General features: G+C 69.4%; 9 protein-coding genes. 5 read left to right on the plus strand and 4 right to left on the minus strand.

The window, feature by feature from the left end:
* Positions 1 to 4 precede the first annotated feature (4 nt).
* Positions 5 to 4,669: an nSTAND1 domain-containing NTPase gene (locus A176_RS07050; protein ID WP_002634775.1), complete on the minus strand. Its 4,665-nt coding sequence runs from the start codon at positions 4,667 to 4,669 to the stop codon at positions 5 to 7.
* 86 nt (positions 4,670 to 4,755) lie between these two features.
* Entirely contained in the window at positions 4,756 to 5,643 is an 888-nt protein-coding gene (locus A176_RS07055) for a LysR family transcriptional regulator (RefSeq protein ID WP_002634773.1), read from the minus strand.
* A gap of 147 nt (positions 5,644 to 5,790) precedes the next feature.
* Between A176_RS07055 and A176_RS07060 the strand changes: the two genes are divergently transcribed.
* From A176_RS07060 to A176_RS07080, 5 genes are all read left to right on the plus strand, one after another.
* Complete coding sequence (locus tag A176_RS07060) at positions 5,791 to 6,543, plus strand: outer membrane beta-barrel protein (RefSeq protein WP_002634771.1); 753 nt, start codon at positions 5,791 to 5,793, stop codon at positions 6,541 to 6,543.
* A 161-nt stretch (positions 6,544 to 6,704) separates the two neighbouring features.
* On the plus strand, positions 6,705 to 8,072 hold the full coding sequence (locus A176_RS07065; RefSeq protein WP_002634767.1) for an SBBP repeat-containing protein: 1,368 nt from the start codon (positions 6,705 to 6,707) through the stop codon (positions 8,070 to 8,072).
* 69 nt (positions 8,073 to 8,141) lie between these two features.
* Entirely contained in the window at positions 8,142 to 8,852 is a 711-nt protein-coding gene (rpiA, locus tag A176_RS07070) for a ribose-5-phosphate isomerase RpiA (protein ID WP_002634765.1), read from the plus strand.
* A gap of 374 nt (positions 8,853 to 9,226) precedes the next feature.
* Entirely contained in the window at positions 9,227 to 10,750 is a 1,524-nt protein-coding gene (locus tag A176_RS07075; RefSeq protein ID WP_002634764.1) for a DUF1592 domain-containing protein, read from the plus strand.
* A 5-nt stretch (positions 10,751 to 10,755) separates the two neighbouring features.
* Positions 10,756 to 12,192, plus strand: coding sequence for a DUF1552 domain-containing protein (locus A176_RS07080; protein WP_002634762.1), 1,437 nt, complete (start codon positions 10,756 to 10,758; stop codon positions 12,190 to 12,192).
* Positions 12,193 to 12,264: 72 nt separating this feature from the next.
* On the opposite strand, the gene A176_RS07085 is transcribed toward A176_RS07080, so the two are convergent.
* Both A176_RS07085 and A176_RS07090 read right to left on the minus strand, forming a co-directional pair.
* Positions 12,265 to 13,272, minus strand: a complete 1,008-nt coding sequence (locus tag A176_RS07085; RefSeq protein WP_002634760.1) for a metal-dependent hydrolase — start codon at positions 13,270 to 13,272, stop codon at positions 12,265 to 12,267.
* A gap of 158 nt (positions 13,273 to 13,430) precedes the next feature.
* Complete coding sequence (locus A176_RS07090) at positions 13,431 to 14,741, minus strand: pectin acetylesterase-family hydrolase (protein ID WP_002634758.1); 1,311 nt, start codon at positions 14,739 to 14,741, stop codon at positions 13,431 to 13,433.
* Positions 14,742 to 14,745: the final 4 nt, after the last annotated feature.

The raw sequence follows: 14,745 nt of genomic DNA on the forward strand, positions 1-14,745 counted from the left end.
TTCCTCAAGGTGTTGGTGCGCCCGCGAGCGGAGCCGCGGGAGGGCGGAAGGTGTCGCAGAGGGCCTGGACCTGCGTGGCATCGCTCCGTCCGCGCACGAGAGAGCAGGCCGTCTGGAGCAGGTCGTTCGGCTTCAGCGAGAAGAGATAGGCCCCATCCGTATCGATGGTGAGGATGCGCTCACCTTCGGCGTCGGATTGAAGCTCCGGGTCATCCCAGGTGATTCGGCGGGCTCGGTGGAGGGCTCCGACGCTCTGTCCGTCCTTCGTTCTCCAGAACTGGCTTCTGCCCGAGGCGTCGGTGACACCAAACCGGTGGTCCGCGTGGTGGATCTTGACGCTCAAGTGCGAGCGCCAGTCGATGCTCCGGACGAGCGCGCCCGTGCGCGGGTCGAGAAGGTGAACGGCCGCATCGGTTACCGCGATGAGCCGTGAGCCGTCGGGAGAGAAGGACAAGGCTTTGACCTTTCCATCGATGGGCGCGAGTCGCAGCGGCGTCCCATCGGTGGCGTCGAAGAGGAAGGGCTTGCCCATCCAGTCGAGGTCAGGGTCATTCGTTATCACGAAGTACTTTGAGTCGTGCGAGAAGGCCATGACGGCGGCCCCGAAGCTCTCTGGCAACTCGGCGAGACGCTTTCCCGTGGTGCCGTCCCACAGCGCGGAAACGTTGCGGTCAGCAGACAGCGTCACGAAACGCAGCCCATTGGGGGAGAACGCGGCCCTGATGGCACCGATTCTTCCCGTGGCCAGTGGCGCCTCCTGGACGAGCCGGCAGTCGATGGTGGAGCCGAGATAGACGGAGCCCGCTTCGAAGACGGCGAAGTGCGTGCCAATGGGGGCGAACTCGACAGTCGAGCCCGCTGTAAACGCCCTGGTCGTCTGGCAGGGGCGTTCGTGCGCACCGCCTGTCTTCTGAAGGTATGCAGTGCCGGGCACGAGGCGGTCCACGCTCGTGCCTGGAGCCGAGTCCGTGCTGGTGACAAGCCGCCAGTGCCAGTTCCTGGGGAACGCAAACTGGCTGAGCCCTGCTTCGACAGGCGGTGGCTGCGCGAGCGGGCCACGCTCCCATTGGGACATGTCCCAGAACTGGATCTGTCTATCGCAGCGAACCGCGAGGAATGCCCCATCCCGAGAGAACTCAGCGAGACGGCTGTAGCGCGCGCCGGTCACGGCGCAATCGCCCAACGCCGTGTCCCGTCCGGTCTCCAGGTCGACCAGGGAGATGCGCCCTGCTTGATGCGAGCGGACCACCAGCCAGCGCAGATCGGGCGAGGCCGCGATACCGCCCGGAATGTGATGGGTCCAGGTGGTGAAGTCGCGCGTTTCCCTCGTGAGGCCGGGGCTGTCGTACAGCAGCAGGGTGCGTCCGTCGGGCGAGAGGAGGCCCTTGGCCTGCTGCTCCGCGAGGGGCGTGGTGCGCATCATCCAGCGTGCGGTGCTCTGGGGAACTCGGATGAAGGGATTGGCTGTCACGGGCTCGGCCGTGATGGCGAAGTGCCTGCGGCCGTCATGGGTGAAGCGCCCGACACGTTGAATGGGCTGCCATGCGGTCTGCTTCGGTGAGGACGCTGTGCCTCCGGGGGCGATGCCCGGGCCTCTGTCGCAGAAGCGCGTGGTCAATGCCGACGTGAAGGTCTCATTGAAGGCGGAGAGGCTGCACTCGTCCTCGAAGGACGGCATGAGCGCGTGCCCCGCGAGTCCTGAGAGTGTGCGACGCACCCGGCCCGTGTGCACGTCCACCAAGAGGACGCTTCCTTCGCCACGGCTGTCTCCCAGTGCCGCGAGCTGTCCCGATGGAGAGAACGCAAGCGAGGGACCGGCATCATGGGTGTTGAAACACTGAATGGGCGATACGCCCGAACCCAGCTTGAAGAGGCACGTCCGCTGCTCTCCACCGACCAGTGCGTAACCTGCATCCGCCGACACCACTGCCTGGGTGCAGGGTTCTGAGTGCGTCAGTGTCCGCAGGAGCTGTCCTGTACGTGCATCCCAGAGCCGGGCCGTTCCATCCAGGCTGGCGGAGAGCACCTGGTCGCCGCGTCCCGAGAAGGAAACCGCGGTGACGCGGGCGGTGTGGGCATCGATTGTGGAAGGGAGCGGGCTGTTCGGATTCCACCGCGTCAGTGCGCCATGGAAGCCTCCAAGCCAAAGCACGCCATCGTCTGGAGCGAAGCCGAACGCGTGAGTGTCCTCGCCCAGGATGTCCGCGTGGAGTTTTTCCGTGCAGGTCTTGCTCGCGGAGTCGGGGCACAGTTCGAACGACTCGAACTCGTGCAGCATGCTCCCGGTTCGTACGTCCCAGAGCCTGCTGACGAATCGCACGGTGGGCGAGAGCAGGATGCCCCGGGTGACGAGATGTCGTGAGTCCGGGGAGAACAGCGCGAGGGTGCGGGCTTCCCGCTCCGTCGTCAGGGGCACGGCGTGGAGAAAGGCCGCCGTTGCTTCGGTGAGGGCTTCCGTCACCTCGTCCCTCGCGGCGTCGTGGCCCGCCAGAGGACTTCCCGCAAGCTGGATGGCTCGGACCAGCGCTTCTGCTTCTCGGCCCGGGGCCCGCGTCAATCCGATGACAGCCGAGGCCTCCGTGGTGCGGAGATTCCAGAAGAGCTGATTCGCGGTCCGGGCTGCTTCGTCCCTGGCGCGCTGGGCCTGCGCCTCGGACTCCGCCCTCAAGACATACAGCCAGCCCACGGCCACCAGCGCGGTGACGGAGGCGCCCAGCGCGAGCCACAGGTTCCTCCGCGCCCGGCCGTGCCGCGCTCGCTCCGCCTCATGGCTGCGCAGGACATACCGTTGCGCCAGTTCACTCGCTTGCCGAGGATGGGCCGACAGCATCTGCTGGGCACGAACCAGCGCCGCGCCTCGCAGCAGCCGGTCCTCCGCCTCCTGTCGCTGCTGGGCGCGCTCGGAATCACGCCACCGCTCCGCGTCCGTCTGCACTGCCTCGTGCCAGCGACGGAAAGCGCGGTCCTCGGTGCGCAGCTTCACGAAGCGCTGCCAGTGCGTGAGCAGGGCGTCGTGAATCAGCTCCACCGTCTCGCGCTGCTGATGTCCGTCCTGGGCCGTCACCAACAGCCGGCCGTTGACGAGGGCCTGCAGCACCGCGTCCACCTCGGCCGGGTCGCCCAGGCGCTCACGCAGCAACTCCAGCGGGACCCGGCGCCCCTTGTCCTCCAGTCCGTTCTCCGCCTCGCCCAACTGCACCAACTCCAGCAGCAGCCGGTCCGCGAGCCGCCGCTCCGACGCCTTCAGCGGCTCATAGACACCATCCGCCCAGCGGGCCAGGGAACCGAGCAATCCCGCACTGGCGTTGAACGCCTCCAGCTTGATGGCGCCGTCTCGCGCCGTCTGCCACAACTGCGTCAGCGCGACCTCCAGCAACGGGAGCGCCGTGACGCGCGCCCCCGCGCCCGCTTCGACGCGGAACTCCTCCTGCGCGGCGAGCGCGATGGAGTCCACCACTTCAGGCGGGTCGAAGCGCAGCCCGACTTCACGTGCGGGGCCCGCGATGATGTCCCGCAGCTCGGAGGGCGTCAGCACCGAGGGCACCTGGACGCGCTGCTCGCCCAGCAGCGAGCGGAGCTTCGGCGCCCGCTGCGACAGCACCGCGTCGAAGCCCTCGCGCAGCGCGACGACGCACGTCACGGGCAGCGCCTCGTCCGCGAGCGCGGAGAGCTGCTGAAGGAACCGCTGCTGCTCCTCCGCCTCGGCGCCGCTACCACGAAGGAGCACGTCCTCCAACTGGTCGATGACCAGCACCAGCCGGTCCCCTGGCTCGGGATGCTCGACGCGCCACGCCCGGACGCGCTCGACCACCCCCGCGCCCGCCGGAAGTCCCGCGGCGTCCATCGCGGAGAACGGTGCCAGCCCCGGCCGGAAGGCCCGGACGTCCCAATGCTGGCTGCCCGGAATGGACGTTCCGTTCCGCAGCGCGGGAATCAACCCCGCGTGGAGCAGGGACGACTTGCCGCTGCCGGAAGGCCCGGAGACCTCCACGAACCGGGGCAGCCGCGAGAGGCGTGGCAAGAGCTGCTCATCCAGCACCCGGCCGCGCCCCTTCCAGAAGCGCGCGTCCGATTCCCGGAACGACGCCAGGTCGCGATAGGGGCAGTCCTCGGAGGCGCGCAGCTCCGGGCACCGCGCCAGGAGTTGCTCCGTGGGCGTCGCATAGGCCTCCCGCGCGTCCTCGGACACCGTCTTGAAGCGCACCACCCCCACCACGCGCCGCGTCTGCTCGTCGAAGAGGGGCCCGCCGCTGAAGCCCTCCCGGATGTCCGAGCCGTGCAGCAGCAGCTTGCGGAAGTCGCCGTCACCCGTCGCGTAGCCCAGCGTGCCGCGCGCCCACGTGCCCGTGTCGTCGAAGCCCCTCGGAAATCCGAAGGTGGCGAAGCGATGGTCCGCGCTCCGCTCGGAGCTGCCCAGCGGGAGCGGCGTGCACGGCCCTCGCAGCGGGCGCGTCAGCTCCAGCAGCGCGAGGTCCGCCACCTCCGTGGGACTGGACGCCTCCACGCGCAGCCGCGCCGTGGCCTTCTCGTGGCTCTGGAGCACCTCCAGGCAGATGGCGTCCCGCTCCGTGTCGCCGAGCGTGTCGAGCACATGCCAGCACGTCACCACCAGGTGCTCGGTGACGAAGAAGCCCGTCCCGAGGACGCGCTGCCGGTCCCGGCTCAACACGCGTACGACGCCTTCTCGGAGATCGCTGCCTTTCATGGTGCGCGCGGAAAGCTAGCACGCGCGCAAAGTGTTGGTGCCAGGCGCACTCAGGAGATGGATTCCGCCTCCGTGAGCGTCTTCACGACCCGGCGGGCCGCCCGTCCCAGCGTCACGCCCGAGCGGTGGTGGAGCTGGGGGTGGAACGCGTGGGTGGCGCCGCCGGCCAGCTTCAGGGCCTTCAGCTCGCCCCGGCGCAGCTCGCGGGCGACCAGGTACTCAGGCAGCCAGCCGAAGCCCAGGCCTTCCAGGATCGCGGCCTTCTTGGCGGCGAAGTCATTGAGGTGCACGGTGGATCGCGTCTCCAGGACGCCGGTGCTGAGCTGGAGCCGGGGGTCCGAGCCGCGCACCGTGAGCACCAGGTGCTCGGCGAGGTCCTCGTCCTTCAAGGGCCCGCGCCGTTTCGCCAGCGGGTGTCCGCGTTGGGCCACCAGGATGGCCTTGAGCTCCGGCAGCCGGTAGCTGCGCAGGCCCGGCACGGTGGGCGGCAGCAGGGACACCATGAGGTCCGCCTCGTCTCGCACGAAGGCTGCCTCCACGCCGGAGAGGAACTCCGCGGAGACGTGGAAGCGGGTGCTGGCACCCTCGGCGCGGAGCGCCTTCACCACGCGCAAGAGGGGCTCTGCGGGGAAGATGCCGTCGAAGACGATGCGCAGCGCGGGCTCCCAGCCGGCGCGAATCTCCGCGCACGCGGCCTCCAGCTCGCGCTCGGCGGTGAGCAGCTTGCGGCAGTGCTCCAGGATGCGCTCTCCGGCGGGCGTCAGCCGGGTGCGGTAGCCTCGCCGGTCCAACAGCGTCAGCTCCGTCTGGGCCTCGAGCGTCCGCAGCGCATACAGCACCGCGGTGTGGCCCTTGCGCAGCGCCTCGGCCGCGGCGGTGAAGGTGCCGTGGCGGGCGAGGGCATCCAGGGCGCGGGCCTGCTCCAGGGTGACGTTCATGCCCTACATTGTGCAATCTCCTGACAACGCAGGGCAGCCCTTCGTGCAGCGCGCATGACGCAATGCGCCTTACGCCTCCCGCACGGAGCGTCCTACTGTTCTGCACGGAGTGACGCTCTGGGAGCGTCCTCTTCGACGGAGGGGCAGATGATGCGAAAGCTGTCGTGGTCCCTTGCAGTGGTGTCGTTGCTGGCTTCCACCGGCGTCAGCGCGGAAGAGACGCAAGCCCTGGAGTCCTCCACGCGAGAAGAGCGCAGTGGCCTGGAGCTCACCGTGGGCGTCGGCTTCCAACTGGGCGCGGGCTACGTGTATCGGGAGGGCGCCGGTTTGGATGGCAGCGTCCGAGACCTGAAGCTCAGTGACGCGGCCAACGGCGGTATCGCTTTCTTGCTGGAGGCGGGCTACCGCATCAACTCGCGTTGGTATGTCGGCGCGTTTGGCCAGTACTCGCATGTGTTGGTCAAGACGAACCCATACACTTGCCCAGAAGGCTACGACTGCTCGACGTCGCAGCTCCGCTTCGGTCCGCAGGTGCAGTACCACTTCGCGCCGGACGCCTCGTTCGACCCCTTCGTGGGCTTGGGCGTGGGCATGGTCCTCTTGAACAACCGTGTCTCCGGCCCGCTCACGGTGCCCGCGCCGGGCACGGTGGAAATCGACAGCCAGACGCGAGGCCCCGAGTTCGTGAACCTGACGCTGGGCGGCAAGTGGCGCCTGTCGGACTCGCTGTCCTTCGGCCCCTACGTGACGGGCACCTATGCCCGGTACACCACGCGCAGCGGCACCACGACGGTGAACATCCCCGCCATCAATCTCACGCGCGAGGAGCCGCTGGACCAGGTCGGTGATGGCCCGTATGGCCTGGTCATGATCGGGGTTCGCGGGACCTGGAACCTTTAATCCAGACTAGCCGGGTCTGTGTTTCACGCGCAGTGGCAGGTGATGCGATACCAACACGTCGCGTCACGTCTGTGCCTACCTGGGACGTTGTCGTTCGGGATGTTCATTGCCCGCTGGCTGCGTAGAGTGCGGGCAGAATCTTCCATCCCGAGGAGTCGCCCATGGTCCGGAGTTGGCAGCGGTGGAGCGCGTGCGGAGTCATGGGGGGACTGGCGTTGTTGAGTCTTCCCGTGGCCTCGCTCGCGAAGGCCCCTCCCATCCTGAGACAGTCCACCTGGGTGGAGCAGATGGGCTCGCCGCAGGACGAGCTGGCGCTGGCGGTGACCACGTCGGGGAGCGCCGTCTATGTCGCGGGCTACACCACCGGGGCGCTCGACGCGGAGCCGTCGGCGGGCGGGCAGGACGCCTTCGTCGCCAAGTACGACGTTTCGGGTGAGCTGCTGTGGACGCGCCAACTGGGGACGTCCGCGCATGACCGTGCGCAGGCGGTGTCCGCGGATGCCCACGGCAACGTCTACGTCGCCGGCTACACCTGGGGCAGCTTCGGCTACTACGTCAACGCGGGCGGCACGGACCTCTTCGTGGCGAAGTACGACGCGGACGGCGCGCTCCAGTGGATCCGCCAGTTCGGCACGTCCACGGACGACTTCGCGACGGGCGTGGCGGCCACGCGGCAGGAAGGGCAGGACGCCGTCTTCGTCGCCGGCTACTCGCTGGGCCGCTTCGACGGCGGCGCGCCGCAAGGCCACTACGACGTGGTGGTGGCGAAGTTCGACACGGGGGGCAACTCCTACTGGCTGCGCCAGTTCGGCTCCCCGCGCAGCGACGTGGCGCTGGGCGTGGCGGTGAGCGCGAGCGAGGACGTCTACATCACCGGCTACACCTACGGCAGCCTGGATGGCGTGACGAACCCGGGCAACACCGTGGACCTCTTCCTGGCGAAGTACAACGTCCAGGGCGAGCCCCGCTGGGTGCGGCAGCTCGGCTCGGGGAATGACGAGTTCGGCACGGGCGTGGCCGTGGCGGACGACGGAAGTGTCTACGTCTCCGGCTACACGTCGGGCGCGTTGGATGGGAACGTCCGGCTGGGCTCCTACGACGCGGTGCTGGTGAAGTACGACGTCGAGGGCCGCCGCCACTGGACGCGGCAGATTGGCACCGCGACCACGGACTACGCGCAGTCCGTGGCGGTGGGCTTGGGCGGCCGCGTCCACGTGGCGGGTTTCACCTCGGGGGCCATGGGCGGCGCCTCGTCGCTGGGGAGCACCGACATGTTCCTGGCGACCTACGACCGCGAGGGCACGTGGCTGGAGCTGCGGCAGGTGGGCTCGTCCTCGGCGGACCGCGGGCAGGGCGTGGCCACCTCGGACGACGGCGGCGTGTACCTGGTGGGCTACACCTGGGGGCAGGTGTCCAGCCGCCCCAGCGCCGGGGGCTATGACTCCGTTCTCTATCGGTTCTTCGACGGAGACACCCTGCCCAGGGAGCCCGGTCCCTGGATGCCGCGCGGCGACCAGAAAGGGCAGTGAGGCGTCGGGCGGGGGACAGCACGTCCGCTCGCCTGCCAGCGCCACGCGCCTCCGCGCTACGGTGAGGGCATGAGCCAGGAGGACGCGGGGGCGCTGGACGCCCGCTACAAACAAGCGGCGGCGGAATGGGCGGTGGACGGCTTCGTCCAGCCCGGCATGGTGGTGGGCCTGGGCACTGGCAGCACCGCCGCCTTCGCCGTCCAGCGGCTGGCGGCGCTGCGCGCGCAGGGGCAGCTCCTGGACGTCGTGAGCGTCCCGACGTCGCGCGCCACCGAGTCGCTGGCGCGCTCGCTGGGCGTGCCCCTGTCGACGCTGGAGGAGCACCCGTCGCTGGACGTCACCATCGACGGCGCGGATGAGGTGTCGCCGGATTTGTCGCTCATCAAGGGCGGCGGCGGCGCGCTGCTCCGCGAGAAGATTGTCGCGCAGGCCAGTCAGCGCGTCGTCATCGTCGTGGACGCGAGCAAGCTGTCACCCGCGCTGGGCACGCGCTGGCATGTGCCGGTGGAAGTGCTGCCCTTCGGGTGGCGCTCGCAACAGCGCTACCTGGAGTCGCTCGGCGCGCGCGTCACCGTGCGGCAGGGCTCCGACGGCGCGCCCTTCCTCACCGACCAGGGAAACCTCGTACTCGACTGCGCCTTCGGGCCCATCGACGCGCCGGTGCCCCTGGCCCTGCGGCTGGGCGCGCGCGCGGGGCTCGTGGAGCATGGCCTGTTCCTCGGCATCGCCACGGACCTGGTCGTGGCCGGCCCCCATGGCGTCGAACATCGCGAGCGTTGAACCCATCAACGGGTGTGGGCCTGCACCCCGAGTCCACCCGCACCCAGAAGGCAATCAGTGTCAACGTAGGTGGCTGTATGGGTCGTAATGTCTGTATTCAAAGGATTCTCCGGAGTGGAGTGCCACCCTCAGTGCAATCCCGCAGCGCTTCTGCACTCAGAGCGGGTCTGACACGCTGCGCTCGATTCGTGACGGACCGTGTTGGTGAAGCGGTTAGAATCGTCGGCAAGCCAGCACTTCAGAGGGGGCCACCTGGGGGTTGCTGGTTCGAGGGTGCCTTGCGTATGCGACTCATCCGTTTTTCCGTTCCCGCGGCCTTGCTGCTGACAGCAGTGTCGTGTTCCGGCAAGTCTTCCTCTGGGGCGCCGCCCGATGTGGACGAGGCTTCCTCCGCGCGTGTCCGGCGCCTGACGCGTGCCGAGTACGACAACGGCGTCAACGCGCTGCTCCGTCCGACCACGCCGCTGGTGATGACGTATGCCTTCGCGCCGGAGGACACCATCCTGGGGTTCTCCACGCACGACCGCCTGCAGGTCACCTCGTTGCTGGCGGACCAGATCTCCGTCGCCGCGCGCAACATCGCGGAAGTGGGGAAGAACGCGCTCCAGTCGGAGTGGACCTGCCCCGCGAGCGTTCCCGAGCTGGAGTGCGCGGAGACGTTCATCCGCTCGGTCGCCACGCGCACCCTCCGCCGCCCGGTGGCGGACGACGAGGTCGCGGACTTCCTGGTGCTCTGGCAGGAGGTTCGCAAGGGGACGGACCCGGCCACCGCGGCGCGCTACGTCATCCAGGCCATCTTCTCCTCGGCGTCCTTCCTCTACCGCACCGAGCTGGGCGCGGCGGAGGCCGGCGCCAATCAGGTGGTCCGGCTGACGCCCCATGAAATCGCCACGGCGCTGTCGTTCGCCGTCACCGCCGCTCCCGCCGACGAGGAGCTGCTGGCCGCCGCCACGTCCGGCAGGCTCGACTCTGCTGCCGAGCGGGAGCGGCAGGCGCGTCGGCTCCTGGCCACCCCCGCCGCGCAGCGGCACCTCTACCGCTTCGTGGAGGAGTGGCTGGGCCTCACCGGACAGGCCAGCCTCAACAAGAACAATCAGGTGTACCCGGACTTCAGCACGGCCTTCAAATTCTCCAGCCAGGCGGAGACGCAGGCCTTCATCAACCACATCCTGACGGAGCGCAACGGCTCCGTGCGCGAGCTGCTGAACGCGGACTACACGTACGCGGACGCGCGCATGGCGTTCTTCTACGACACCCAGCCCTCCATGCCGGACGGCACGCTGGGCCGCCTGCCGTTGCCGGCGAACCGCGCGGGCATCCTCACCCACGCCAGCGTGCTGGCCACCTACGCGCTCTTCGACTCGAGCTCTCCCATCCGCCGCGGCAAATTCGTCCTGGGCCGCCTGCTGTGCCGGGAGGTGCCGCCGCCGCCGCCCACCATCAACCTGGTTCCGCCCGAGCCGGTGTTCGACCAGACCACCCGCGCGCGCTTCGCCGCTCACACCAACAACCCGACCTGCGCGGGCTGTCACCGGACGCTGGACCCCATTGGCTTCGGCTTCGAGGACTTCGACGGCCTGGGCAAGTTCCGCACCGTGGAGAACGGGCTCGACGTGGACGCCAGCGGCTCGGTGGAGCTCGCCAACGGCACCCTGCCTTTCACGGGCGCCGCCGAGCTGGCGCGCATCCTGGCGACGAGCGACGACGTGGGCGACTGCGTCCCGTTGCAGCTCTTCCGCTTCGTCATGGGGCGTGACGAGGTCGCCATCGACGAGCATGCGCTGGCGGACATGCGCTCCGCCTTCCGGGCCAACTCGGAGTGGCGCCTGGGCGACGCGCTCGTCGGCCTCGTGCGTTCTCCCTATTTCGTCCACCGGCGTACCCTTTCTCCCGAGTAGCCACCATGCTCCGCGAACTTTCCCGACGCTCACTGCTCCAGGCGCTGGCCGGCTCGACGGCGGCGCTTCCCCTGGCCAACCTGCTCGGCACGACCAACGCCTACGCCCAGGGCACCGCGCCGCCGCTGCGCTTCGTGGCCCTGTTCACCTCCCACGGCTGCCTTCCGGAGTTCTGGAACCCGCAGGGGTCGGAGACGGGCTTCACGCTCGACTTCCCCAACTCCATGCTGTCGCCCCTCCAGGCGCACCGGGACAAGCTCCTGGTGGTGGATGGCTTGGATTACCAGGTGCTCTATGAGCAGGGCCTGACGGGGCACGAGGGCGGTCCGGTGACCTTCCTCACCGGCAGCAAGGTGAGCACCGCCAGCGGTGACCACCTGCCGGAGAGCGCCTCGCTGGACCAGATTCTGGGCAACCACATTGGCGGCGGCACGCGGTTCCGCTCCCTGCAGCTCAATGCCTGGGAGCAGTTCGGCGGCCAGCACGTCTACAACAGCATCAGCTTCACGGCGAACGGCTCGCGCGTGCCCTTCGAGCGCGACCCGGCCAACGTGTACGGGCGCCTCTTCGGCGCCGCGCCCGCGCCCACCGCCGACCCGTCCGCGGTGGCGGGGGAGCTGGCGCGCAACCGGAGCCTGCTGGACTTCCTCGTCAAGGACGCCACGCGCCTGAGCAAGCGGCTGGCGGGCGCCGAGCGCCAGAAGCTGGAGACCCACCTGGAGTCGCTGCGCGACATCGAGCGGCGCCTGGGCTCCCTGGGCACGGGGCCTTCGCCCTCACCGACGCCGCAGCCCGCGGACGCCGCGTGCAGTGGCGGCAACGCGCCGCCGTCCTATGGCCTGGGCGGCCTGGGTGACCTCAACAACATGCCGGCGCTGACGCGGCTGCACCTGGACCTCATCGCCCGGGCCTTCGCGTGTGACTTGACGCGCGTGGTGACCATGACGATTCCGGGGCCGTCCATGCCCTGGATTGGCGTGCACGAGGACACGCACAACGACATCGCCCACCTGCTCGACGTGCGCGAGGAGCCCCGGCGCACCAACATCCGCGAGAAGATGGTGCGGGTGCAGCGCTGGTACGCCGAGCAGCTCGCCTACCTCATGACGCAACTGGCCTCCATCCAGGAGGGCAGCGGCTCCGTGCTCGACAACACCATCATCCTCTGGGGCAACGAGCTGGGGGATGCGACCGGCCACATGAACGTGCGTGTCCCCACCGTCCTCGCGGGCGGCGCGGGCGGCAGGTTCCGCATGGGCCGCTTCCTGCGCGCGCGCGCGGCGGGCTCCAACCCCCTGGATGGGTGGGGCGGGCCCCGGACGCCCATGCGCGGCGCGGTGGCGCACAACAAGCTGCTGGTCTCCATCGCCCAGGCCTTCGGGGTGACTGGAAACACCTTCGGCAACCCCGACTACACGGGAGCGCTGCCGGGCCTCACCTGAGCGCCGCCGCTTCAGGAATCCTGGCCCCGGTGGGAGGACGTCCTTCCCGCCGGGGCCTTCGTGTTTCGTGCGTCAGGGGGCCGTGCCCTGGCCCCGCCACCGGCGCAGCAGCTCGCCCGGGCTGCCGCCGCGCTCCAACTCGGCGTGGCGGACGGTGTTGTCCGCGTCCAGGTGGATGACGAACGCCAGCGTGGGCTCTCCGCGCAGGTGGTAGCGCAGGTCGGCGATGCGGATGCTCCAGCCGCCTTCCGGAAGCGGCTCCAGGCGGACGCGCGGGAAGCGTGCCCAGGCCAGCGCCTCGCGCACGGTGGGCACCGCGCGGAGGTCCTCGGGCAGCACGTCCTCGGAGGCGGGCTCGCGCCGGGCCTCGACGGGAGGACCGGCGAGCGGCACGTCGCCCGCGGCGAAGACGCCCCCGGGCAGCGTGGCGACGTAGCGCCAGGTCCCCACGGAGAAGGGCAGGGGGAAGACGCGCACGGCCTCCGCGCTGGCGTAGGTGGCCTCCACCCGCTGCGTCAGCGTGGCCCAGGTGGCGACGCGCAAGCCCACGTAGGCCGCGGAGCACGCGAAGCCCACCAGCAGCGCCCGGCGCCAGGCCGCGCGCCTGCGCCACGCCACCACCGCCCCGGCGAGCAGCGGCAGCGTCACCCACGGGTCCACCACCATGGTCCAATCCAGGCTGAGGCGCGTGTCGGAGAAGGGCAGCAGCACCCGGGTGCCCCAGCCCGTCCACAAGTCTGGCAGCAGGTGCGCGAAGACGACGGACGCCAGGCTGGTGAGGAACACAGGCGTCCACCGCGCGCCCCGGAACAGCGCCCGGGCCGCCAGCGTGGCGATGAGCGCCACCAGCGGGGCGGAGACGAGCGCATGGGAGAGGCCCCGGTGGGCCTGCAGCGCCACCGTCACCGCGTCGCCGCGCGCCAGCAGCGTGTCGAGGTCCGGCAGCTCCGCGGCCAGCACCGACGCCACCAGCACCGCGCGGTCCGTGGGGGACGCGCGCTCCGGGCCCCCCGGCCGCGCGTCGGGGGGGCGCAGGGCGCCAATGGCGAGCCCGAACAGTCCGTGGGTGAGGTTGTCCATGGCGGACGTGTCGTCTACCGCCCCGGGGCCCCGGAGGCCAGCGCCGGGGGAGGGGCCTGCCGCCTGGCCCCTGAAACGACGAAGCGGGACGCCGGCAGCCCCGGCGTCCCGCTCCATGAACAGCGTGTTACCGGGCCGGGCCCGGCGTCAGGCGGTGACTACCCGCCCAGCGCGCCGTTGATGAGCGGCGCGACAATCTGCATGCCCGGGTCCTCGGCGTTGTAGCCGTTGGCGGGCTCGTAGATGCGGACGCGCTGGTTGCCGTTGATCCACCGCGACAGGAACAGGTCCATGCCCACGAACTCGCTGTAGCACTTGAACGTCTGGGACCACGGGAACTCGGCGTACTCCCACCAGTGGCGCTTCTTCTCCATCTGCTGGCAGGCGTGCGCGCCAATGAAGGTGATGATGGTGCTGCAGTGGCTCTGGTTGATGGCGCGCTCGTGGGGGATGAAGTAGCTGAAGTTGTTGTACTTGTTCAGCTCGGTGACCAGCGCGTCCTGGTCCTGCTTCCAGAAGCCGTGCACGCTCTCCTTGTCGTTGGGCGTGTGGAAGCGCTCATACGAGAAGCGAGAGTAGTTGTAGTCGCGCGTGTAGCCCGTGTACGCGAGCTGGTCGTTGGGGAACTCCTGCGCCACCATGCGGTTGATGGTGCCGAAGTCGTTCTGGCTGAACGTGGCCGGCAGCAGGGAGAAGACCGAGTTCAGGTTCCACGACTGGCGAATCTGGTCGTGCAGCCGGCGCGAGCGGAAGTTCGCGTTGGGCGCCAGGAAGATGGGGCCGGAGTCGTTGAGCAGGTAGCCGCGCGCCGGGTTGATGGCCTTGCGCACGAAGTAGTAGCCGGCCGCCGTCGCCGTGCCACCCGCGCTGTAGCCCGTCATCAGCATCTTCTGGACGTTGGGGAACTGCGTCTTCGCGTAGTTCGCCACCGCCAGCGTGTTGGTGTAGCCGTTGTGGTGCCACGTCAGCGGCGGGTTCTGCCCCGTCGAATCGACGTAGGTCGCCACGTTGTTGCCCACGTGCACGTCACCGGTGCAGTACGGCACGTAGACGATGTTCCAACCCTTCGTCACCAGGTCCCGCTTGCTGCGGCCCGGCAGGCCCGGGTCGGCGCCGTTGACGAGCGGCGACACGTACTTCGCCGTGAAGTTGGTGATGTAGTCGTCGCCAATGCCGTTCGGGTTGGCGGCGCCCAGCAGGCCCGCGCGCCCGCTGCACGTGTCGTAGTCCCAACACGCACCGCCGCCCTCGAAGAGGAACATCAGGTTGGGCGAGCCCGTGCGGTGCACCCAGAACTTGAACTGGGACCCGTTGCCACACTTGGTCCCCGGCAGCTCCACCTTCTGCCAGTTGTAGTTGTTACCGCCGTCCACGATGACGTCGACGATGGACGAAAAGACCGCCTCCGCGCGGGCCGCGGCGGGCACCAGCGCGGCGGCCGTGAGTCCGGCCAAGACAAGGTTCTTCATTCGA

Source organism: Myxococcus hansupus (assembly GCF_000280925.3).
Taxonomy (GTDB): domain Bacteria; phylum Myxococcota; class Myxococcia; order Myxococcales; family Myxococcaceae; genus Myxococcus; species Myxococcus hansupus.